The sequence below is a fragment of the Winogradskyella sp. 266wxhm genome (assembly GCF_058964685.1).
On the sequence record NZ_CM179559.1, the window covers coordinates 2319259 to 2343812 of the forward strand.

16 protein-coding genes are annotated in these 24554 nt (G+C 34.9%); 9 read left to right on the forward strand and 7 right to left on the reverse strand.

What is annotated here, in order from left to right:
- The first annotated feature begins 111 nt into the window (after positions 1-111).
- From AC2H4K_RS10305 to AC2H4K_RS10315, 3 genes are read left to right on the forward strand one after another with little or no spacing between them, the layout of a single operon-like run.
- Positions 112-2370: a heavy metal translocating P-type ATPase gene (locus AC2H4K_RS10305; RefSeq protein WP_281138993.1), complete on the forward strand. Its 2259-nt coding sequence runs from the start codon at positions 112-114 to the stop codon at positions 2368-2370.
- Positions 2371-2390: 20 nt separating this feature from the next.
- Positions 2391-2603: a heavy-metal-associated domain-containing protein gene (locus AC2H4K_RS10310; protein WP_087524343.1), complete on the forward strand. Its 213-nt coding sequence runs from the start codon at positions 2391-2393 to the stop codon at positions 2601-2603.
- Positions 2604-2618: 15 nt separating this feature from the next.
- Complete coding sequence (locus AC2H4K_RS10315; RefSeq protein ID WP_087524344.1) at positions 2619-3389, forward strand: M90 family metallopeptidase; 771 nt, start codon at positions 2619-2621, stop codon at positions 3387-3389.
- Between the two features lie 51 nt (positions 3390-3440).
- Here AC2H4K_RS10315 and AC2H4K_RS10320 read toward each other — a convergent pair whose 3' ends face one another.
- A complete protein-coding gene (locus AC2H4K_RS10320) occupies positions 3441-4655 on the reverse strand; it encodes a site-specific integrase (RefSeq protein WP_087524345.1) in 1215 nt (404 codons plus the stop codon).
- 570 nt (positions 4656-5225) lie between these two features.
- Between AC2H4K_RS10320 and AC2H4K_RS10325 the strand changes: the two genes are divergently transcribed.
- Together AC2H4K_RS10325 and AC2H4K_RS10330 are read left to right on the forward strand one after the other, a co-directional pair.
- Complete coding sequence (locus AC2H4K_RS10325; protein ID WP_281138992.1) at positions 5226-5789, forward strand: hypothetical protein; 564 nt, start codon at positions 5226-5228, stop codon at positions 5787-5789.
- Between the two features lie 193 nt (positions 5790-5982).
- Positions 5983-7191 (forward strand): MFS transporter, encoded by a 1209-nt coding sequence (locus AC2H4K_RS10330; RefSeq protein WP_281138991.1) that lies wholly within the window; start codon positions 5983-5985, stop codon positions 7189-7191.
- Between the two features lie 16 nt (positions 7192-7207).
- Here AC2H4K_RS10330 and AC2H4K_RS10335 read toward each other — a convergent pair whose 3' ends face one another.
- From AC2H4K_RS10335 to AC2H4K_RS10360, 6 genes are all read right to left on the reverse strand, one after another.
- Positions 7208-8335, reverse strand: a complete 1128-nt coding sequence (locus tag AC2H4K_RS10335; RefSeq protein WP_281138990.1) for a glycoside hydrolase family 53 protein — start codon at positions 8333-8335, stop codon at positions 7208-7210.
- 71 nt (positions 8336-8406) lie between these two features.
- Complete coding sequence (locus AC2H4K_RS10340) at positions 8407-11283, reverse strand: alpha-amylase family glycosyl hydrolase (protein WP_281138989.1); 2877 nt, start codon at positions 11281-11283, stop codon at positions 8407-8409.
- A gap of 66 nt (positions 11284-11349) precedes the next feature.
- Complete coding sequence (locus tag AC2H4K_RS10345) at positions 11350-12990, reverse strand: SusE domain-containing protein (protein ID WP_493742385.1); 1641 nt, start codon at positions 12988-12990, stop codon at positions 11350-11352.
- A 7-nt stretch (positions 12991-12997) separates the two neighbouring features.
- Positions 12998-14065, reverse strand: coding sequence for a SusE domain-containing protein (locus AC2H4K_RS10350; protein WP_281138987.1), 1068 nt, complete (start codon positions 14063-14065; stop codon positions 12998-13000).
- A gap of 11 nt (positions 14066-14076) precedes the next feature.
- Complete coding sequence (locus tag AC2H4K_RS10355) at positions 14077-15633, reverse strand: RagB/SusD family nutrient uptake outer membrane protein (protein WP_281138986.1); 1557 nt, start codon at positions 15631-15633, stop codon at positions 14077-14079.
- Between the two features lie 10 nt (positions 15634-15643).
- Positions 15644-18694 carry a SusC/RagA family TonB-linked outer membrane protein gene (locus tag AC2H4K_RS10360; protein ID WP_281138985.1) on the reverse strand — a complete coding sequence of 1017 codons (3051 nt, stop codon included), beginning with the start codon at positions 18692-18694 and terminating at the stop codon, positions 15644-15646.
- Between the two features lie 281 nt (positions 18695-18975).
- On the opposite strand from AC2H4K_RS10360, the gene AC2H4K_RS10365 reads away from it, so the two are divergent.
- The 4 genes from AC2H4K_RS10365 to AC2H4K_RS10380 all read left to right on the forward strand — a co-directional run bounded on the left by AC2H4K_RS10365 (position 18976) and on the right by AC2H4K_RS10380 (position 24523).
- On the forward strand, positions 18976-20022 hold the full coding sequence (locus AC2H4K_RS10365; protein ID WP_281138984.1) for a LacI family DNA-binding transcriptional regulator: 1047 nt from the start codon (positions 18976-18978) through the stop codon (positions 20020-20022).
- A gap of 130 nt (positions 20023-20152) precedes the next feature.
- A complete protein-coding gene (locus AC2H4K_RS10370) occupies positions 20153-21517 on the forward strand; it encodes an MFS transporter (RefSeq protein ID WP_281138983.1) in 1365 nt (454 codons plus the stop codon).
- A 4-nt stretch (positions 21518-21521) separates the two neighbouring features.
- Positions 21522-22178 (forward strand): beta-phosphoglucomutase, encoded by a 657-nt coding sequence (pgmB, locus tag AC2H4K_RS10375; protein WP_281138982.1) that lies wholly within the window; start codon positions 21522-21524, stop codon positions 22176-22178.
- A gap of 38 nt (positions 22179-22216) precedes the next feature.
- Complete coding sequence (locus AC2H4K_RS10380; RefSeq protein ID WP_281138981.1) at positions 22217-24523, forward strand: glycoside hydrolase family 65 protein; 2307 nt, start codon at positions 22217-22219, stop codon at positions 24521-24523.
- Positions 24524-24554 lie beyond the last annotated feature (31 nt).

Below are 24554 nucleotides of genomic sequence, written 5' to 3' on the forward strand. Positions count from 1 at the left end.
AATGGAATAGTATGCTGGTTTTGCTGAACATTCTACAACTTTTTCAGTGAATAACGTAACAATATTGCCATATTCTATTCCGAAATTTGTGTTATAAAATAAGGAGTAGTTATGGAATCAATTAACATATTCGAAACCAAAGAAAAGAACAGTAAACAAGGAATAACAAAATCCTTTCCGGTAACGGGTATGACCTGTGCTGCTTGTGCAAGCAGTGTGGAGTCAATTCTTTCCCATACGGACGGTGTCAACAAGGCCACCGTAAATTTTGCTAGCAATTCCGTATTGGTTGATTATGATGAGAGCATTTCAGAAGAAAAATTACAAAACGCTTTGCGTCAAGTGGGTTATGATATCATTATTGATACCGAAGACCCCTCGCAAGTACAACAAGAACTTCAGCAACAACATTACCAAGATATAAAAAACCGTACCATTTGGTCCGCAATTTTGACGCTGCCCATTTTTATCCTTGGGATGTTCTTTATGGAATGGGAGCCGGGAAAATGGATTTCGTTGGTACTTACGATTCCGGTACTGTTCTGGTTTGGACGTAGTTTTTTTGGCAATGCCTTTAAACAGGCAAAGTACGGAAAGGCCAATATGGATACCTTGGTGGCCCTGAGTACAGGTATCGCCTTTCTGTTCAGTGTTTTTAATACGCTCTTTCCTGAATTTTGGTTGAGCCGTGGTATTGACCCCCACGTGTATTACGAAGCTGCCACGGTCATCATTACGTTCATTTCCCTTGGAAAATTATTGGAAGAAAGAGCAAAATCGAATACCTCTTCCGCTATTAAAAAATTAATGGGATTACAGCCTAAAACGCTAAAGATTATTGAGAATGGTGAAGAAAAGGAAATTCCAATATCACAAGTTCAAGTAGGGCAAACCATTTTGGTACGCCCAGGCGAGAAAATTCCCGTAGATGGTCAAGTGTCAAAAGGAAGTTCATATGTAGATGAAAGTATGATTACAGGGGAACCTGTCCCAGTGCAAAAATCTACAGAAGAGAAAGTTTTTGCAGGAACCGTCAACCAAAAGGGGAGTTTTCAATTCACTGCCGAAAAAGTGGGTGGTGAAACTTTGTTGTCTCAAATCATCAAAATGGTACAGGAAGCTCAGGGAAGTAAGGCACCTGTACAAAAATTGGTCGATAAAATAGCGGGAATATTTGTTCCCATCGTATTGGGTATATCCATCATCACATTTATTGTTTGGATGTTTGTCGGTGGCGACAACGCATTTTCCCAAGCCTTACTAACCTCGGTAGCGGTATTGGTCATTGCTTGCCCTTGCGCTTTGGGATTGGCGACACCAACAGCGATTATGGTGGGCATAGGAAAAGGCGCAGAAAACAATATCCTAATAAAGGATGCTGAAAGTTTAGAGCTCGGTCATAAGGTCAATGCTGTAATTCTCGATAAAACGGGCACTATTACCCAAGGAAAACCTTTGGTAACAGATATTCATTGGGCTGAGGACACTAAAGGAGTGGAAAAATGCGAACAAATTCTATTAGCGATTGAAGCTCAGTCGGAACATCCACTAGCCGAAGCCGTAGTCAACCATTTTAAGGAACAAGGTGTTCAGCCCGCTGAAATTGCCTCTTTCGAAAGTATCACCGGAATGGGTGTCAAGGCAGAATTGGAAAATAGCAGACCGTACTTTGTAGGCAACCACAAGCTAATGGTCGAAAATGCTATTCAAATCGATACTGCTTTAATAGAAGTATCTGAAAATCTTGAAGACCAGGCAAAAACCGTCATATTCTTTAGCAATGATAAACGAGTGTTGGCAATACTCGCCATTGCGGACAAAATAAAGGAAACATCCAAAAAAGCCATAACTACATTGCAGGAAAAAGGAATTGAGGTCTATATGCTTACCGGCGATAACAACAACACTGCGTCAGCGGTGGCCCAACAAGTTGGGATAACCAACTACCAAGGAGAGGTATTGCCCTCGGATAAAGCCGCTTTTGTGGAAAAATTACAAGCCGATGGAAAAGTGGTGGCTATGGTGGGCGATGGTATCAACGATTCACACGCCTTGGCACAGGCCGATGTCAGCATTGCAATGGGAAAAGGTTCCGACATCGCGATGGACGTTGCAAAAATGACCTTGATAACTTCAGATTTACAGTCAATTTCCAAAGCATTGAAACTATCAAAGAAAACCGTTATGGGTATTCGCCAAAATCTGTTTTGGGCATTTATATACAACATCATTGGCATCCCGATAGCTGCAGGTGTGCTATATCCCATCAATGGCTTTTTGTTGGACCCAATGATAGCAGGAGCTGCAATGGCATTCAGTAGTGTATCGGTCGTAGCCAATAGTCTGCGCTTAAAACAAGTAAAACTTTAACAATCATAAATTCAGAAACTATGAAAACTTTAAAATTTAAAACAAATATCAATTGTGGTGGGTGCGTATCAAAAGTAACCCCTTTTTTAAACAAGCAGGAAGGTGTAGAAAGTTGGGAAGTAGATACCGCCAATCCTGACAAAATATTGACAATAGAAAGTGATGGTGCTTCAGAAGAAGCTATTAAGACTACTTTGCAAAAAGTAGGGTTTAAGGCAGAGTCTGTAGCATAACATACTCAATTTGATATGGGTTACGCTATCCTCTTAGGTGTCATTCTTCTTTTGGTTGTTCACTTTTACAGAAAAGCACAACGGCAAAAGGTACAGCCTTTTCCAGAGTATTGGCATAGTTTGTTGCTGGATAACGTACTTTACTATCGAAATCTTTCAAAAGAAAGGCAAGAGGTATTTCAGCAGCGAATGATGCAATTTTTGAGTGAAGTTTATATTGATGGTGTACAGTTGGAATTGCAAGAACTTGACAAAATTCTAATCGCTGCAAGTGCGGTAATACCCGTATTTGGGTTCAAAGAATGGCATTACACCAATTTAAGCGGAATCCTACTGTATCCAGACAATTTCAATGAGGATATGCAATTTGGGTCTAAGGAAAAATCCCGTTATATAGGTGGAATTGTTGGTAACGGACGTTTTGAAAGACAAATGATTCTTTCTAAAAAAGCCCTTTACCACGGTTTCAAAAACAAAAGCGATAAAAACAACACGGGCATTCACGAATTTGTACATCTTATTGATAAGCTCGATGACCATACGGACGGGATTCCAGAACGGCTATTACAGCATCAATATACCATCCCGTGGTTGAATTTGATTCATAGAGAAATGGAAGCCATAAATGGTAACCAATCCGACATCCGTAAATATGGAGGAACTAACCAAGCCGAATTCTTTGCAGTAGCTTCTGAATACTTTTTTGAACGTCCAGATTTACTTAAGAGAAAGCACCCAGAACTCTACAAAATGTTGGTGGAGTGTTTCAATCAAAAATTATCTTAATTAAATCAAATATATCCCACGTTAAAAGTAGCTGTTATTGCTTTAGATTAATTAAAAATTAACTACACTGTCTAGAGCATCATCAGCTTCCTTATGGATAAAATTTGCTTGATAATTCAAAGTTGTTTTTAAATCACTATGTCTATAAAGTTTTTGCAGCATTAATGGATGAATGGTATCACCTGCAATATTGCCAAAAGTATGTCTAGCAATGTGCATTGTTATCTTCTTATCTATTTTTGCTTTTTTGCCAATTGATTTTAAGTTATCATTGAATTTTTTTGTCGCCGTTTTTCTTTTATTATAGATATCCTTAGCGTCATTGAGATTAGCCTTTTTTAATTCGGGAAAAACAAAATCAGTGTCAAATCTCTTATCATTTCTATAGTAATTCAAAATACTTTGGACCTTATCTGGAATTTTTAAGGACAATAATTTTGAATTTTTATTCATTCTATAATGTAACCGGTCATCATATATGTCCGACCATTTTGTCCAAAGCACATCTGTAACGCGCATTCCTGCAAAATTGAAGCTAAATAGCCAAACGTTTCTTGTATGAATTTCATTGTAGGTTAGATTATCTAAAGCTTCAATAGCTCTTACCTCAATAATATTCAACCCTATTTTTGTCGTCTCAGGAAACTTGATTTTAATTTTGTCACCACCGAAAGGATATAGTTCCCTACTGACTATTTTTAGCTTTATAGCTCTGTTGAATAATAAGCGGATTAGGACAAGTATATTCATTATTGAAGTCTCAGCAAGGTGGTGCTTAACTTTGAGGTATATCATCAATTTTTTAAGAAATCGTTCATCAATTTCTTGAAATGAAAGTTGTTTAGATTTGTGATATTTTACAATATAACTAATCAATGCGCTGTCCGTAGATAGACGGTTTAACTTTTCTGCAACTTTCAGTTCGTCCAGATGTTCTTGTGCCAGCTCAAAGAAAGTTGAGGAATTCCCTGACGCATATATTTCTTTTTTAATTTGGTTTGCTGAGGCATCTTTATACTCAGACTGTAAATCGATAAGAGCCTTATTGGCATCAGAAAGTTGTTGTGATAGCAACTTGTTTAGGTTATCAGCATTTGGATTTGTTTTTTTTACTCGAAGATTTTTTTCGTCCCATTCCTCTAAATCGATATAATGACCAACATACTGATAGGTAGAGCGACGGTTTTTTGTGATTCGAATAGCTAATGGATATTGACCTTTAACGTTCGGTTTTTTACGAAGAACTATTTTTGCATTTGATGACATAATTGACCTTTTTTGAGTACGAAAGTCAAATCAGGTACAACATAGGTACAACATTTTGTTTTTTGCACAATTTCTGTTGTAGTCTTTCTATAAAGATACATATTTATTGGTCTTTTTAGGTACAACATAGGTACAACAAATGTTGATGTTAACTGATATTAATTGACTTTAAAGAAAATGACAAAACACATAAGTAATTGATAATGAGTGTTTTTGTGTTTCTTTGGTGCAATATACGCTAGACTTAGGATCTAGTGCCGCGAGGTGTGAGAGTTCGAGTCTCTCCGCCTGTACTTTCAAAGAAAGCTAACTCTAACGAGTTGGCTTTTTTGTTTTATAAAACTTATGATAGCTTTCTGCAGTTATAATTTTCTTTCCAAATGAACGTTATTTACATTTTTACCTTAAAAGTATTCTATATTAACTGGTATAAACTATTGTGTCTTATATGTTGTTAAAATAGCATATATATGCGATAAAGGCGTCTACTTTTAACTTTGTTTTTCTGCTGAAATTTGCACCGAAGATATGTATGATATCTGTTTTTAAAATATTAAAAAACAAAGCACTATGAAAAATATAACAGTTTATCCAACAATTTGGCAAACACTACCTTATTCATTTTATATGGAGGAAAAGACAAACGGTTTTGGTAGAAAAACTACTAAAGATATTGTTTTAAGAAATAAAGAGGTTTTAGAAAAAGGTGTGTCTGAAATGAGTTTGAATACTATTAAATTATCGGTTATTGATATTAATGGTAACGAACATGTAGTTTCTGATTTTAAGAATCAGTTGTTACTTTTAAAAGGGCTTCATACAGGTGTTTTTATTAAATCGAATAGTGGTTTAGGGCTTAGTGAAGGTGAATATAGACAAGTTAGGTTTTACTTAGATACATCGAATAATAGTTATAAAACTTTAGAAAGAACTACGGAAGACTTATATAATGTTAACTGTTTAGACTTTGAAATTGAAGAAGGATTGAAAATCCAAAAAAATGAATCTTGCGAAGTTGTTTTAAGATTTGATCTTAATCCATATTCTTTCTTGAGTAACTTTAATCCTTTAAAAATGTTTCTTAATAAGTACAGAATTTACCCTAATAAATTAGCTAGAAGTTTTGAAAGTTAATTGAAATATGATTGATTAATAGTGAAAGGTGTTCATTTTGAGCACCTTTTTTTGTGTTCTATATTAACTCTTTATCTTTTAATATAATTTTAACAGAGATAAAATGGCATAGATATAAGGTAAGTCACTATTAAATAAATACCTGTATTGTTTAGAACTTTGCAAACATAAAAGCACATTGTAAATAATTGCTATGAAAGAGAAAAATTCTAACAAAAAAGCTTTGTTAGCTTTAGCTGTTGGCGGCTTTGGTATTGGATTAACCGAATTTGTAATAATGGGTATTCTACCAAATGTCGCCGAAGCTTTACAAATTACCATCCCAGAAGCTGGACATTTCATTTCTGCATATGCCTTGGGAGTTGTTGTAGGAGCACCACTTTTAACTAGTATAAGCCATAAACTGTCATCAAATAAGATGTTATTGTTTTTAATGCTGTGGTTTACGGTGTTCAATACACTTTCTGCTTTTTCTACTGGGTATGGAATGATGTTGGTTATGCGATTTTTATCAGCTTTACCTCATGGCGCATTTTTTGGAATAGGTGCTGTTGTAGCAGGAAAATTGGCTAAAGAAGGCAAATCTGCACAAGCTATTGCAGTGATGTTTACAGGTCTTACTGTAGCAAATATTATAGGTGTACCCATTGGAACGTATATAGGAAATCAATACCATTGGAGTGCTTCGTTTATTATGGTTGGAATTGTTGGTATTTTAGCTATGATAAGTATCTTTTACTGGATGCCACATTTTAAACATGAAAATGATTCTTCAAGTGAAGAAGAGGCAAAAGGATTAAAAAACCCAGAAATGTGGGCTTTGATATTATTAACCACAATTGGTACAGGAGGATTTTTTGCATGGTATAGTTATATAGCTCCACTATTAACTAATGTATCTCATCTCTCAGAAGACATGGTAAGTTACGCCATGATTCTTGCAGGTTTAGGTATGTTTGTTGGAAATTTTGTTGGAGCTAAAATGACTGAGACTTTCTCACCATTACGTTCCGTTGCTATAAGTATGTTTGCTATTGTTTTAGTATTAATCTGTAACGCTTTAGTAGCTTCTAATGCTGTAATGGCACTGATTTTTACTTTTATTGTAGGTATGATAGCTTTTACAATTTCCACACCAATACAAATGGCTATTATCAATTCAGCTAAAGGTTCCGAAATGTTGGGATCTTCTATGAATCAGAGTGCTTTTAATATGGGAAATGCATTAGGTGCTTACCTTGCAGGATTGCCAATTGCTTATGGTTTTAGTGCAGCTTCATCAAGTTTTGTTGGTGCTGGTTTGGCGCTCGCAGGAGGAATAATAGCGGTAACTATTTTAATCTACAGAAAACAAAAAGTAAAAGCAAAGAATAAATCTTCGGTGAGTTATTGTTCAAGTTGATTTGATAGAATTCATATTAGTCTTGAGATCCATTATAGAATTTAATACCAAGCGTAGCTTTATTTTCATGATCAAAAAGTGTGGCATTATCCCAATGTGATCCTTGTGCCCACTGTGTAGTACAGTTTGTGGAGACCCAAGCAGGTTCCCAATAAACTAAACCCAGTCCACCAGAATTTTCAACTATTTGCTTGAGTTGATTAAGGTAGTCTAATTGTCCTTGTTGTGTAGCTGGATAACCAGATGTTAGAGCATCTGAGCCTAAAATATTATTAGCACTATCTGCATTATCTAAAGTGAAAGGATAGGCAGTTTCAACAATCATTAATTTCTTATTATAAGTGTCTACTAAAGTTGAAAGCGGTGTTTGAACTTCATCTAAATCATAATCTGACCAAATAGGGTAGTAGGATAAACCTATCCAATCAAAATCCGTTATGCCGTTGGCAGTAGCTTGTTCAAACCACCAGAGTCCATTTTCTGGTTGAGCTATATGAAGCATAACTTCTAAAGTTTCATTTCTTACTTCAGAAACATCTCTAACGGCTTTAATACCTTTATTAATTAATGCTGAGTTTCTTGCCCAATCAATAGGCCATTCAAGTTCTCCATCTTGAAGAATCATTGGATTGATTTCGTTTCCGATTTGAACAATATTCGGTAACAAATTTTCGTCTGAGAGTTCTAAAAGCGTATTGTATGTATAATTGTAAAGTAAATCTCCTAATATTTCAACGTCATCAATATAAGTTAGCCATTCTGCAGGAATTTGTTGTTGTTGAAGGTCCGCCCAAGTATCAGAATAATGAAAGTCTAATAAAACCTGAATGCCCTCATTTTTTGCACGTAGAATAGATTGTTTTACATCTTGTAAGTTTGAGTAATTCGTCCAGTTAGGGTTATGCCATAATCTTAATCTAACTAGGTTCGCCCCCTCATTTTTAAAAATAGTATAAGGATCTTGAATTTCCCCGTTTAAGTTTTTATAAATAGCACCACAATCTTCCATCTCATTAACATAAGAAAGGTCTGCACCATAATAAAAGTTGATAGTGTTTTCAGGATTAATAGAAATACTATCTGACTTATCACTACATGAATACGTGATAATTAATATTAGTAGTAAAATGCATTTAATCTTCATGGAGTTAAGATAAAAATAAAAGAGCTTCTTATTTTAAGAAGCTCTTTTTGCTCAATTAACGCTTAATTTTTTTAGAGCTTGACTAACTTGGTTGTATTTATTTGTTTATTACTGTTTTCAGCTTTTACGATATACATTCCTGTAGTAATATTTGAGATATCAAAAGAATCTGTTCTGTCAAAAGAACCTTTGTAGGACTTTATAAGTTTTCCTGACAAATCATAGATTTCAACATTTGAAACATTTGTGCTTATATTAAAGCTTGTATTAGCAGGGTTTGGATAAATTGAGAAGCCTAACAAAGTTTCTTCATCAATACTTAAAGCATCTGGTTGTGCATTTCCAAAAATTCTAAACTCACCAGCTGGAATATTAATCGTTGCTGTTGTGTTTGTTACGTTAATAGATGTTGAATTTGTTTCATCCATTAAATCATACCATGTTCCTGTATAAGGAAAATCTGGGACGATATTTTGAGCTGTTAAATCGAAGTTAGCTAGGATGACAACATTTTTTAGTTCTGTTGAAGGTAAAGCATCATTCCAAACAAATATTCGAGGAGTTAAATCTCCTGAATCTATGGAGTAATCTCCTTCAAAAACATCTTCATGAATCTTTAAGTTATTTAATCTAGCCCAATCACTAAAGACTTGGCTTCTGTTTGGATCACTTGTCCAGTTATTAACCCATTGCGGTTGTGGTTTAGTAGATAATTTACAATCGCCATCATTATTTCCATCGTAATCACTATTCACCACTCCGTTGTCACAAGTCCAAATAGAAATATCCATACCTAATTCAGCAAAGTGCCATAACATTTTTGGGCCAGGAATCATAATTGAAGTTGCACCAATGGTAGACATTCTCGTTAAAGCAGTATTCAAGTTGGTAATATCATAGCTACCATTGCTGGCACCAAATGTTACCATTTCGTACATTACACGGTCTTTATCATGACTTTCAGGATACCCCAAAGCTCTTTTCATAGTAAATCCGTGTTCATTACTGCCCATACCACTAATATTACCAGTACTTCCATTACCTAAGTTTTTGTAATCGTTCCACATTTCTTTCCACATCATAACACCTTTAGGTATAGTCTCGTTAATACGATAGTTAGCCCATTGTTGTTCTTCTGAATCAGACCCTAAGTGCTCAAAAATAGCATAGTGATAAGGATCTAAAGACCAAGAATAGTCAACATACTCTCTTAATACATCTACACGGTCTTGTTGGTAACCATTTGTACAGGTTTCGTTTCCTGAAGTACAATTTTGAGTAAAACCTTTTGTTAAATCCCAACGGAATCCATCGATATGAAATTCTTCAACCCAATGTTTAATAACACGTTTTGTGTAGTCTTTTGTTCTTGGATTAGAGTGGTCGAAGTCGTTACCTACACTATAAGTATGTGTAGCTGTTACATTAAAATAAGGGTTTTCAGAACTTGGTCCTCCCCAACCATCACCATCAGGATCATCCATCCACATACGCACCATCGGGTTACGCCCAAAAGCATGGTTTAAGGCTAAGTCTAAAATTACAGCAATACCATTTTGATGACAAACGTCTATTAATTCTCTTAGCTTGTCTTCTGTACCATAGAATTTGTCTAATGCCATATGGAAAGATGTATTGTATCCCCAACTTTCGTTACCTTCAAATTCCATCACAGGCATTAACTCAATAGCGTTAATGTTTAAACTTTTAAAGTAGTCAATTTTATCAATTACATCTTGATAGTTCCTATCAGCATCAAAATCTCTAACTAAAAGTTCATAGATTATAAGGTCTTCTTTCTTTGGTTTTTGAAAGTTTGTAACCTGCCAGTTATAAGGAGTTTGTCCAGTCTGTAAAACTGTTACCTCTCTTTCTTGACCAGCTGGATAAGTTGGTAAGTTAGGATAAGTTGTAGCAGGAATATATGGATCATCATAAGGTGATAAAACTAAAGTTGAATAAGGGTCAGCTGTCTTAACAAGTGCTGGTGAGTTAGCAAGAGGTGTTTTATCTACTACCCAATATTGATAGGTTTCTATTTGACCAGGAGTTAGTCCTGTAAGTTCAATCCAAAACTTATTGTTTCGGGTTGGATCCTTTTTCATTGCATAGCTTGTATCAGGCTGATAATTGTTAAAGCTTCCTGCTAAATAAACAAAGTCTTTGCCAGTAGCATAGAGTACTAATACAGCAGTATTGTCATCTATGTAAGTAATGCCATCTTCATAAGTTACAGGCATCACATCAAAGATGTTTCCAGGATCAACAAGAACACTAAATGAATGCGTTATTATTGTGCCATTCAATTCAGCTACCAACTCATAATTTTTATTAGATGTAACTGCAACATCTGTAAAAGAATAATTACTTGTAGATGCATTAGTATTTATTATAGCTCCATTAGCATAAAGCGTATAGCTTGCATTTCCCCCTATGTTTGTAGCATTTATGCTAAAGTTGCTTCCAGATGTTAAAATTGTAGTTTCGTTTGTTGGAGAAGATAGACTCACTTGAAAAGTTCCGACATCATAGATAAAATCGTTACAACCAGTTGCTTTTAATTCTTGACTACCATCTTCGTTTCTAAAAACCATTCCCATTTGAATAACATTAGCAGCTTGTGCAGTTGATAATCCATAATAAGTTTGAGGGGTAAGTGTGATACTATAAATACCACCACCTTGGTTGGTCATTTCCCCAACTCCATCATCCTGTCCCCAGTTTCCAACAACACTAATACCAAAGGCATTAGAACCATCTCCTACACCAGAATGCATATATACTTTTGATGGGCTATTAAATCCGTTACAGTTTGTAGCATTACTATTAATGTCTAATGTAATTGTTATGGATTCATCTACCTCAAATGGATTAGGTGATATTGTTACTTGACCATATCCCAATAATGAAAATATAGTGAGTAATAATAATGTATAAATCTTTCTCATAAAGCTTTATTTAAAAAAAGGGCTGACAATAATCAGCCCTTTTTGGGTTAATATTCAATTTGTTTTTTATTGAATTTGGTTTAGTTCATATGTTCCGGTGTTAACATCCATTTTCACTCTATACAGACCAGCAGTAACAGCAATATTAGTACCGCCAGCGTCTAAAGTGCCATCAGCACCATTATCACCAAAATCTGTTGACCAATCATTATTGGGTCTAAACTTTATCTCACCATCAACTAAAGTTGCTATGTCTCCATAGTAAACTCCGGGCTGAATTTGTGTAAGAGCAAAATCTGGTCCTGCACCACCCCAATCATTGTAGCCTGAACCAACAATACCCCAAACATCAGTAGATTGAATAGTATAAGTGTTATTGTTGAAGTCTAAAGTTACAGCATAGTAACCAGCAGTAACAGCAATATTAGTACCGCCAGCGTCTAAGGTGCCGTCGGATCCATTATCGCCAAAATCTGTTAACCATTCGTTGTTTTGTCTGAACTTAATTTCTCCGTCTAATAATTGAACATTCACTTTGAAAGTGTTTGTTGTGTAATCATAATAAAATTTAGCATCAGGTGTAGCGCCCCAATCATTATAACCAGAGCCAACTATACCCCAAGAAAATGGCTCAATTGTATATGTGTTTTCATTAAAGTCTAATGTTATTTTGTAATTTCCGGCAGTAACAAGTATATTATCACCTCCATTATCTAGAGTGCCATCAGCTCCAACATCACCATAATTATTTGTCCAATCATTATTTTCTCTAAATTTAATCTCACCATCAAGTAAGCTGACATATGAAACCAATATATTAGGAACTTCTGTTGTGTAAAATGGTGCATCTGCAAAAGCTCCCCAATTATTGTACGCTCCACCCACAATTCCCCATGTTGATATTTCTATAGTAGAAGCATAAGGAGTAACATTTATAGTTATAGGATCTGAATATCTTTCAATAACACCAGAAGTTGTTTCTAGAGAAGAAAAAATTCTTACTTCAAGTGATCCAGGTGTTTCTTCTATCAAACCTAGACTAATAGCTTTATTGTTCAACCCAGAATGAGTTACGTCTAGCATTAATTCTTGTGTTTCACCTAGAGATTCAAACTCAGCAAATTCAGTATCGGCTAATGCAACTTGTACATTATAGTTTACAATTGTTGTAGAACTAGGAGAAAAATCAGGATCTTCCCATTCTATACTCATAGCAACATCTTCAGGTGTATCTACTGATAAACTAATGTCACTTGAATCATTAGGATTGTTTATTATTGGGTTAGAATCAGGAAATGATGTAACAGATAATCTAAATAAATCAGAGTATTCACCTCCTGTAACTCTGAAATAAACATTAGAGTCTTCATAGGCATAAAGTCCAGCTTGTAATAGATATGTATTTAAATCTTCTACAGTAAATGAATAAGAGTTAGCAGTTGTACTGCCAATATTTATAGGTGATGTAAATGCCTCGTCAGTAGACATATCTATTACATAGTTTTCACTACTAGAAACATTATCACTCCAAACAATAGTCAAAGCATTGTTTTGTCCATTTGTTTCGTCTAGTATAAGACTTGACCCATCTGTAGGAGAAATAATTTCAAAACTCTCTTCAGTTGGCAAAAATTCAAATTCTTCTGTATCCTCACAACTTACCAATGTAATAAGTAATAAGGGTAAAAATTTTATTATATTTTTCATTGGTATATTAGTTAAGTGTTAAAGAGTAAGTATATTCTCTAGGGTTACTTAAGTCTAAAACTATTGTGTAGTTTCCAGACACAGGAATACCTATGTTATCTCCACTATATTCCATAGTTCCATCTGCGCCTGTATCACCTAGATTTACACCCCAATCATCATTAGCTCTAAATTTAATTCCGTTATCAGGTGCTTCTTGAGCAGTTAAATCTAAGGTTATTGATAAAGTTCTTGTTGCAGGGTCATAGATTAAATCTGTATCGCTATCCCAACCAGTAGGTGTAGCATTACCAATAATTCCCCAGTTCATAATTTCTGTTGAGTAGGTTAACTCATCTGTATTTGCTTTTACAAGATAATATCCTGCTGTTGATTCGGTACAATTTACTTCATCAGTCTCAACTAAAACTCCATTAAAATTTCCATCATCTCCCCAATCAGTATTTCCCCATTCAAAAACTACACCTGTTTCGTCAGGAGCTAAAAATTTATATTCTCCATCTAGCCATACATAACCCTCGTAGTCTGTTTCACCAAAAGCAGATGAGGCTAATAAAGGTGCTGTTGGAGGATCCCAACCTTGGTGGTTACCTGGAACTGATAGTTTAGGTAAATCTGTTGTAAAAGGTGTTATAGAAACAGTGATAGCATCAGAATATTGAGGCAAAACAGCCTCGTCACCTATAGCAGATTTAACTCTAATATCCAATTGTCCTTCAACAAAAGGAAATAGACCAGCAAGTATTGCATAGTTGTTTAAATTAGAAATATTGACAGTTAATGCGTTTTCAATAGTATTACCAACAACAATTGCATTTTCGAAATTTGTGCCACTTTGAGCAACTTCAACTGTATAATTAGCTTGTGTTGGGACACTATAAATTGCATCCTCCCAGCTAATTGTCATAGCTGTATTTGTTTGTACTTCAAAAGGATTAAGCACAAATGAATCTCCAGTAGATGGTGTTAATATACCACCTATACTATCCTCACTTACTTGAAATTGATCATCTTCACTACAGGAGAATGAAAGAAGCGTAAGTGCTAATAAGCTTAGTTTAAATATAGTTTTCATTTTCATAGTTTTTAATATCCTGGGTTTTGAGTCAAATTAGGGTTTGCACCTCTTGCTTGCTCAGGTATAGGGAATAGATTATAATAATCTGGAATAGAAGTTCCTTCTAGGGTATTTCCTTTCCATGGCCAAATATAATTACCACCAGTAAATCGGTTAAACCTTATTAAGTCTGTTCTTCTGTGTCCTTCTAAATTAAGTTCTCTAGCTCTTTCGTCTAAAATAAAATCTAAGGTTAAACTTCCCGAAGAAATTGTGCTAGCTCCTGATCTAATTCTAACGTTGTTTACATAATCTAGAGCTAAACCCATATCTGATCCAGCAGCTCCCCTTAAGGCAAGCTCCGCATACATAAGATATGCATCAGCTAGTCTGTACATAGGAAAATCTGTGCTAGAAAACGCAGTAGCTGTTGATGAACCTTCAAAATTAGTATTTCTAAATTTTATTGATGGATAGCCATTTGTCCATTCTCTATAGTCGGTCATTTCAAAAGTATGTCCATCTGTCCAAAATAATGATGCTCTTTCATCATTACTATTTGCTAGATCAGAAGCGCTATTACCAAATAAGCCATACCATGCTGGTGAAGCTTTATGTCCCTGCCAACCTTCTAATGCTCCAAATTGAGCAATAGGCATTGTATCCGAGCTTAAGCTACCATTAACAATGTATGTGGTGTTTCCATAACTTCTACTGTTATCAGCATCAGCAATAAGAGGATAGATGATTTCAGTAGAGTTAAAGTTATCTGCAGAAAAGTTTTCTACAAAACTATCAGTTAATTGGTAACCACCTTCAGTTATTACTTTATTTATATATGTGAAAGCATCGTCATATCTCTGTTCGCCTGTGTACACCTCTGCATTGATATATAATTTTGCCAAAAGCATATCTACTACGTACTTATTTGCTCTACCGTATCCATTACTCTCAGGCATAAGAGGTTCAATTTCTAGTAACTCACCTTCAACATAGTTGAAAAGTTCTATTCTTCCAACCTCAGGAAGAGGTTGGCTTTCGCCAAGGTTGTTCTCAGTAGCTAATACACCTTTTCCAAAAGTGTCGATCAAATAGTAATAAGCTAGAGAACGTAAAAAACGGGCTTCATTTCTTGCTAAATCTGAATCTTCTACAGATATAGAGTTTAATACAGATATCAAGTTATTACACTGAGGTATAGTATAGTATATACGGTTGTATAAATATCTGAAGAATTTGTTATTCCCATCCCAGCTTGATGTGGTTGTCAATTGATCCAATCCATCATCTCCCCAGCGGTTTTTCATACCATCGGCAGTAAAATCTTGTAAATTTATAATACCTCTCAAAAAAGGTGATTCACCTGGATCGTCATCAACATCAGAGCTACCAGGTCCGGAAGGGCCAGATAAAGCAAAAGAAGCATAGAGTCTAGATACAATACCTTCAATTGCATTTGGGTCCTCAGATAATAATTCTTCTAATGAGAGCTCAACTTTAGGCTCTGTATTTAGATCGTCTGTACAAGAGTAGAATGCTGTAGCAGCAACTACTAAAATAACAAATAGTTTTATTAAATTTTTCATAGTCTTTTTTTTAAAAATCAAAGTTAAACCCTAGAGTTACAACTGTTGGTCTAGGATAGAAGCTTCCATCAATTCCTCCAAAATTTTCTGGATCTTGTCCAGAATAATCGGTAATTATAAATGGATTAGTTACACTTCCATAAAAGCGTACAACACCATCTTTTATAATGTTATCAAAACTGTAGCCTAATACAATATTATCACATCTTAAGAAAGTAGCATCTTCTAAGTAATAGTCAGAATAAATAGTATTTCCTAAAGCCTCGTATATAGAACTTGTTGAAGCTCCATCATAAAAATTCAAAACGTTTGTTAGACTATTATTGTTGTTAGGAATAGCACTTTCCAAAGTACCGTAATTAAGCTTATTAAGGTTAAATACATTTCCTCCAAACTGACCTCTAAAACTAGTTGTTAAGTCCCAGTTTTTGTAAGTGAAATTTAATCCAAATCCATAAGTCCAGTTTGGTGCTATTGGCTGATAATAACGGTCATCATCATTTATTATGTTGTCACCGTTTCTGTCAGCAAAAGCTCCAGCAATAGGCTGCCCATCGGCATCATATAATTGTTTAAATACGTAAGCACTACCTGCTTGTTGCCCAACTGAGTGTCTTTGTAAAAATGTTCCTGTTCCTGTAACTGTTCCACCAGTAGGAATACTAGCAAGACCTTCTAAATCTGTAACTTTAGTATGATTATATGATAGGTTAGATGATATATCAAACGTAAAGTTTTCAGTACTGATTGGACTAATATTTAAGTTTAGTTCAAAACCTTTGCTTTCTGTTTCACCTACGTTATCAATAAAACTACTAGAAAAAGCTTGCCCAGGAGGAACAGGTACATCTGCAAGTAGATCTGTTGTTTCTCTATAATAAACGTCAAAAGAACCAGATATTAAGTTGTTCTTTAAGATATCAAAATCTAAACCTATGTTATAGGTTGTTGTTTTCTCCCATGTTAAATCAGGGTTAAATGGTAATGCTGAGTATAATGAAGAATTTGGTAGATATTGACTATTACTATCACCAGCTTGGAATAATGGAATTGAAGGATAATAACCAGCAACACCAGTAATGTCTTGTTGTCCTGTCTGACCCCAACCTAACCTTAATTTTAAATCATTAAAGAAAGATATATTATTTAAAAATGTTTCTTTTTTGATTTTCCAAGCTAATGCTGCTGATGGGAAATAGCCCCAACGATCATCTTCTTGGAATAAAGAAGAACCATCTGCTCTAAATGATAGCGTTAATAAATACTTGTTAGCTAGATCAATATTAGCACGGCCAAAGAAAGACTGTAAGTTTAAAACGTTATAATATCTATTATTAGGGTTGTTTACATTGACTACTAATTCTCTTAGACCTGTAACAGTATTGTATTGATATCTTTCTTGGTTTCCATCATTCTTAAAATTCTGATAAGAGTATCCAGCTTGTACATCATATTTGTTAATGAACTTATCATCAAAGCTTTTATTATATTGAAGGTAAGCATCAAATGTAGCATTAGTAATATGTTGGTTTTCTATGTAATTTACACCAGGATTGAAAACAAAATCATTTCCTTCATCAATTACACTATAAGTAGCAATTGCATTATTTGAAAAACGTTCTTTAATCTTAGCTCTAGAAGCATCTAAACCAAGGTTTACTACTGCTTTAAGTTCAGGTAAGAATGGCATTTTGTAATCGAATTGAGTATTTCCTAAAAATCTAAAAACTCGCTCAGGTCGCTCACGCTGTAATAACTGTGCTACAGGATTCCATCTTCCATCTATTAAATTACCATTCATGTTCATATAATAGCCACCAAATACACTTGAACTATCGTACACTGGTTTAGTTGGATCAAAAGCTATTGCATTTCCTATTGCACCACCAGAATCAGCTGCATTTTTGTCTGCATAGGTTGCTTTAGCATTGATATCAATTTTTAAATTATCATCTAAAAATTGAGGTGTCAGTTTAAAAGCTGCAGTATATCTTTCATAGTCATCAGTTTTTACAACACCTTCACTATTAGTATATCCAACAGATGCTCTAAAAGGGATTCCTCCTAAAATATTAGCCCTAGCACTAAAGTTAGTGTTAGTTGAAATTGCAGTTCTATAGATATGATCTCTCCAATCTGTATCATATATTGCTCTTCCATTTACAACTTGAGATACATTTTCAGGAGTACTAACTGAGCCAACAGGAACACCCAAATAATCTATATAATTAGGGTGATACTCTTGTATAAACCTAACGTATTCTTCACTATTCATCATGTCCAAACCTTCTCCTGCAGAACTCACAGAGATGTTGCTTGAAAAATTGAATCTTACTTCATCACCGTAAGTACCTTTTTTTGTAGTAATTATGATTACACCATTAGAAGCACGAGACCCATAAATAGCAGTAGCAGAAGCATCTTTCAATATAGAGAAGCTTTCAACATCATTAGGGTTTACTAATGTAAGTGGGTTACTTACACCAGCAGGATTATTGTTGGCAATTGGCACTCCATCAATTACTATTAATGGATTACTGTTTGCACTTAAAGAAGAACCTCCTCTAATTCTAATATTAGGAGCTGCGTCAGGCGAACCACCATCTGTGGTTATTCTTACACCTGCTGCTTTACCATTTAACAACTGATCAGTTGATACTATAGCTCCCTTGTTAAAGTCTTTTGAAGATACGACATCAACAGATCCTGTTGCATCTTCTTTTTTAACAGAACCATATCCAATTAATACAACCTCGTCTAGTTGAGCTGCATCTTCAGATAGTTCTACATTTATCGTAGATTGACCGTTAAACACAATTTCTTGTGTCGTATAGCCCAAATACGAAATAACTATTGTCTCACCGTCACTGACTTCTAAAGAAAAATTACCATCAAAATCCGTTGAGGTTCCTCTGGCAGTTCCTTTAACAATGACATTAACGCCTGGCAAAGGCATAGCGTTTGCTTTATCTGTAACTGTACCAGTAACGGTCGTCTGAGCAAACAGCGTTGCCGGTACCATAATTAGACAGAATAATAAAGCATTTAAGAATGTTTTCATACAATGTTTTAGTTAAAATTGCTTAGTTTAATTGTGTTATATTTTCACTTCTCGGGTTAAATCTATGTAAAATTAGTGTGATACGAGCGTTAAAAAATATGACAGAAGTCACGAAAACGTTTTCGTGTTAAAAACTTTTCTTAAAATATTGACATTTAGCATAAAATAGCGAAAAAATAGGATATTGTCAATTATACTGCACTAAAATTATGAAGTTGAAAATATGAGAAAATCATTTTTGCCGTATCTTCGTTACTTAAATACACTACAATTTTTCGTAAATGAAAAGAAAAATAACCCTAAAACAAATAGCTAAAGAATTAGATGTTTCTATCTCTACAGTATCCAAAGCGTTGCGAAATAGTGAGGAAATCAGTTTAGATACAAAGCAAAAAGTTCAAGCTTTTGCAAAGCTCTACAATTATAGGCCTAACAACATTGCGTTAAGTCTCAAAAACAGAAAGACCAATACCATAGGCATTATCATCCCTGAAATAGTGCATCACTTTTTTTCTAAGGTGATTAGAGGTGTGGAGTTAGTGGCTAATAGTAGAGGTTATAATGTAATTATTGGTTTGTCTAACGAGTCGTTTTCTAAAGAGGTTATTAATATGGAAATGCTGGCAAATGGTAGTATAGATGGATTTATTCTTTCCATGTCCAAAGAAACATTACAGCAACAAGATTACCACCATTTTAATGAAACCATGAGTCAAGGTATGCCAATTGTAATGTTTGATAGGGTGGTTTCGGATATAAAATGTGATAAAGTTATTGTAGATGATTTTAATGGTGCTAAAAATGCTGTTGAAAAATTAATAGAAAACAATTGCAAGTCTATTGCGCTGATAACAACTAGAGATTACGTAAGTGTCGGTAAATTAAGGACTCAAGGTTATTTGGAAGCGCTGCAAGAACATAAAATAACACCTGAAGCCGAGTTGATTTTAAAGATGGATGATACCATGGATTATGAAGTGCATCTTGAAAAGTTGGAATCTGAAATAGAGCAATTATTCAAATCAAATGAAAAAATAGATGGTGTTTTTGCGGTGAATGAACTCTACGCTTTATCAGCTATGAAAGTTGCCAGAAAAATGGGGCTTAATGTACCTAATGATGTTCAGGTGATTGGCTTTACAGATGGTGTGCTTTCTAAACATTCTACACCTAGTTTAACTACAGTTAGCCAACATGCACAGCAGATGGGAGAAAAAGCAGCTCATCTTCTTATTGATAAAATTGAAAATGATTTTAATGAAGAGGAAGAGCAGTTTCAAACCGTGGTGATTGCTACTGATTTAATTGAACGAGAATCTACTAAATAACAATTTAACATTGCCAATTTAAAATAATACGTATCTTTGAACCGATAATTCAAAACTTATATTTTCACTTCTCTTATAAGTTTTGATAAGCATAGCTTGTCAGAATAGTATAAATTAATAACATACTATTATGAAAAAGCGCATTCTCGGTTTCTGGGAAATTTGGAACATGAGTTTCGGGTTTCTTGGAATTCAAATGGGTTTTGCTCTGCAAAATGCAAATGCAAGTAGAATTTTACAGATTTTTGGTGCCGATGTCCATGAGTTGTCATGGTTTTGGCTAATAGCTCCCATTATGGGGTTAATTGTACAGCCAATAATTGGTCACTATAGTGATAATACTTGGACTAAGTTTGGTCGCAGAAAACCATTTTTTCTTTTAGGTGCTGTTTTAGCATCTATCGGGATGATTCTTATTCCTCAAGCAGACTTTATGATTGCAATACTACCAGCTTTATGGGTTGGTGCAGGTATGCTAATGATAATGGATGCATCATTTAACATTGCTATGGAGCCTTTTAGAGCTTTAGTGGCAGATAATCTTTCAGATGAGCAAACCACAAAAGGTTTTAGTATTCAAACAGCGCTAATAGGTATTGGAGCTGTAATTGGGTCTTGGTTACCTTGGATGCTTACCAATTGGTTTGGTTTTGAAAAGACTTCGTCAGAGGGAACAGTTCCAGAAAGTTTATTGTGGTCATTTATTATAGGTGCAGTTGTACTTATAGGTTCTATTTTAGTAACAATTTTTACAACTAAAGAGTATTCGCCTGAGGAATTGGCTGAATTTGAAAAAAGTGAAAATTTGGAAGGAGAGTCTGTAAAAATTGAGGGTGAGCAGCCTAAAGCAAAGCTTACAGATATTTTTGAAGACTTCAGAAAAATGCCTAAAACCATGCGTCAATTGAGCTGGGTTCAGTTTTTTTCTTGGTTTGCACTTTTTGGTATGTGGGTTTTTGCCGTTCCGGCTATTGCTCAACATGTTTATGGGCTTCCTGCTAGCGATTCTAGTAGTGAGCAATATCAAGAAGCTGGTAACTGGGTAGGTATCTTATTTGGAATATATAATGGTATTTCTGCCATAGTAGCTTTCTTGTTGCCAAGTATCGCTAAAAAGATTACAAGAAAAAAAACTCATGCTTTCTGCTTATTTGTAGGCGGAATAGGTTTGTTAATGATTTATTTCACATCTACTGAGTATGGATTAATTCTTCCTATGATATTGATAGGTGTAGCTTGGGCTAGTATTCTTTCTATGCCTTATGCAATGTTGGCAGGTTCAATACCTCCTAAAAAGATGGGTGTGTATATAGGTATATTTAACTTCTTTATTGTAATACCTCAAATAATTAATGGAATAATTGGTGGTCCTTTAGTTAAGTACGCCTATAATGACCAGGCAATATTTGCAATAGTTGTTAGTGGAGTAGGTTTTATAGTGGCGGCATTACTGTCCTTAAGAATAGATGATAAACTAGAGATTAATTCAATATAATTAAATGAATAAAAAAGGATTCATATTCGATCTAGATGGTGTCATTGTAGACACTGCAAAATACCATTTCCTAGCTTGGAAAAAACTCGCTAACGATTTAGGTATAGATTTCACAGAAGAAGAAAACGAACAACTAAAAGGAGTTAGCCGAGTAAAATCGCTCGAAAAGATTTTAGCTTGGGGAAATAAAACCCTTTCAGAAAAAGATTTTAATCAGCAAATGGCTAAGAAAAATGAAGATTACTTAAGCCATATTGCTAAAATGGATGAATCCGAAATTCTTCCAGATGTACCAAAAGTACTCAATTTCTTAAGTGAAAATAATCAACCTATATCTCTAGGTTCAGCGAGTAAAAACGCCAGAACTATTTTAGAACGAGTCCATCTTAAGGAACAGTTTGATGCTATTGTAGACGGCAACGATGTTACAAAAGCAAAGCCAGATCCAGAAGTGTTTTTGATAGCAGCAAAACTATTAGAGATAGATCCTAAAAACTGCATCGTTTTTGAAGATTCAGTGGCTGGTGTAGAAGCGGCTAATGTAGCCAATATGATTTCTATTGGTATCGGAAGTGAAGACGTATTGGGACATGCCGATTATGTATTCAAGGATTTTACTGAGATCTCAGAAGAATTCATAGAAAAATTGATAAACGAATAAAAAATAAGCCTTTGTTCTTGGCTCAAAATAAGAAATAAATGAACTTAGATTATATCGTACCTAACGCTTGGTCAATCATCGAAGAAGGATTTGACCCAAATAAAGTTAAAGCTTCAGAAAGTATCTTTAGCTTAGGAAATGGTGCAATGGGACAGCGTGCCAATTTTGAAGAAAGATATTCAGGTCCAACATTTCAAGGGAGTTATATTGCTGGTGTTTATTATCCAGACAAAACCAGAGTTGGTTGGTGGAAAAATGGCTATCCAGAGTATTTTGCTAAGGTGTTAAATGCGCCAAGCTGGATAGGCATTAACGTTATGATTAATAACGAAACCTTAGACCTTCATACATGTAAAAGGGTTGAAAACTTTAAGCGTGAACTTAATATGAAAGAAGGTTGGCTATCTAGAAGTTTTACAGCAACACTCCCAAATGATGTAGAAGTTGAAGTTAATGTGAAGCGTTTTTTAAGTCTTACAGAAGATGAAGTTGGTGCAATAAATTATGAGGTAAAACCACTAAATGCACATGTTAAGGTAACATTTCAACCGTATTTAGATAGTGGCATTACAAATGAAGATACCAACTGGGACGATCAGTTTTGGGATACTCAAGATGTGGTTCAAGAAGGTGAAAAAGCATTCATCAAAGCCAAAACAATGAAAACAGAATTCCATACCTGTACGTTTATGGAATCTCGAATTTTTCTTAATGGAACTTCAGTTGATGCAAATGCAACAGTTGATAAATCTTCAAACAAAATAGCTTTTACGTATACACAAGAAGCGAAGCAAGGCGAGACCGTTGCTATCCATAAATTTGGTGGTTACACAGTTGATAGAAATCACGATAAAGACCAATTAATCAATGCAGCAAGTTCAGTTTTAGACACAGCTGTCAAAGCTGGATTTTCAAACTTGTTAGAATCTCAAAAAGAAGCTTGGGCTAAAATTTGGGATATGGCAGATATCACTATAGATGGTGATTTAAAAGCACAGCAAGGTATTCGATTCAATATCTATCATTTAAACCAAACTTATTTAGGAACAGACCCACAATTAAACATAGGTCCAAAAGGATTTACAGGCGAAAAATATGGTGGTAGTACCTATTGGGATACTGAAGCGTATTGTATTCCATTCTATATGGCAACCAAAGATCAAAGCGTTGCAAGAATGTTATTAACCTACAGATATAAGCACTTGGAAAAAGCCATTGAAAATGCCGAAAAATTAGGCTTCAAAAATGGTGCAGCTTTATATCCAATGGTAACAATGAATGGTGAAGAATGCCATAACGAGTGGGAAATCACTTTTGAAGAAATCCACAGAAATGGTGCTATAGCGTTTGCTATTTACAACTATTTCCGTTATACAGGCGACTTTAGTTATGTTCCAGAAATGGGACTTGAAGTATTGATTGGTATCGCAAGATTCTGGCACCAACGTGCTACATTCTCAACATACAGAAATAAGTATGTAATCCTTGGTGTAACGGGTCCAAACGAGTACGAAAACAACATCAATAATAACTGGTACACCAACTACATTGCGCAGTGGTGTATTAAGTATGCTGCAGAATGTATAGATAAGGTTGAAGCGGATTATAATACAGATTATACACGTATTATGAATAAGGCTAAATTATCTAAAGCTGAGGTTTCGGAGTGGTTAGAAGTAGCAAATAATATGTACTTTCCACATTCTGAAGAACACAATGTTTACTTGCAGCAAGATGGTTTCTTGGATAAGGAATTAATCACTGTGGCAGATTTAGACAAATCACAACGACCAATTAACCAAAAGTGGTCTTGGGATAGAATCTTACGTTCGCCATATATCAAACAAGCAGATACATTACAAGGGTTCTATTTCTTTGAAGACCATTTTACAACTGAAGAATTAGAACGTCATTTCGATTTTTATGAACCATTTACGGTTCACGAAAGTTCGTTGTCACCTTGTGTACACAGTATCCAAGCAGCGAAGTTAGACCGAATGGAACAAGCGTACACGTTCTATTTAAGAACATCGCGTTTAGACTTAGACGACTACAACCACGAAGTACACGAAGGACTTCATATTACCTCAATGGCTGGTACCTGGATGAGTATTGTAGAAGGTTTTGGTGGTATGCGTATTAAGGATAATATGCTAACCTTTGAACCTCGCATTCCTGAGCAATGGGAAGGTTATTCATTCAAAGTGAATTTTAGACATCAAATCTTAAGAGTTATCGTTAATCAAGGTAAAACACACTTTGAAGTTGATGGAGACCAAGATTTACAAATAATAGTTAATGGTGAAAACGTAACCATTTCACCAAACAACTTAGTGACAGTTTAAGTTCCTGAGTTTTACAAGAACATTAAATCCA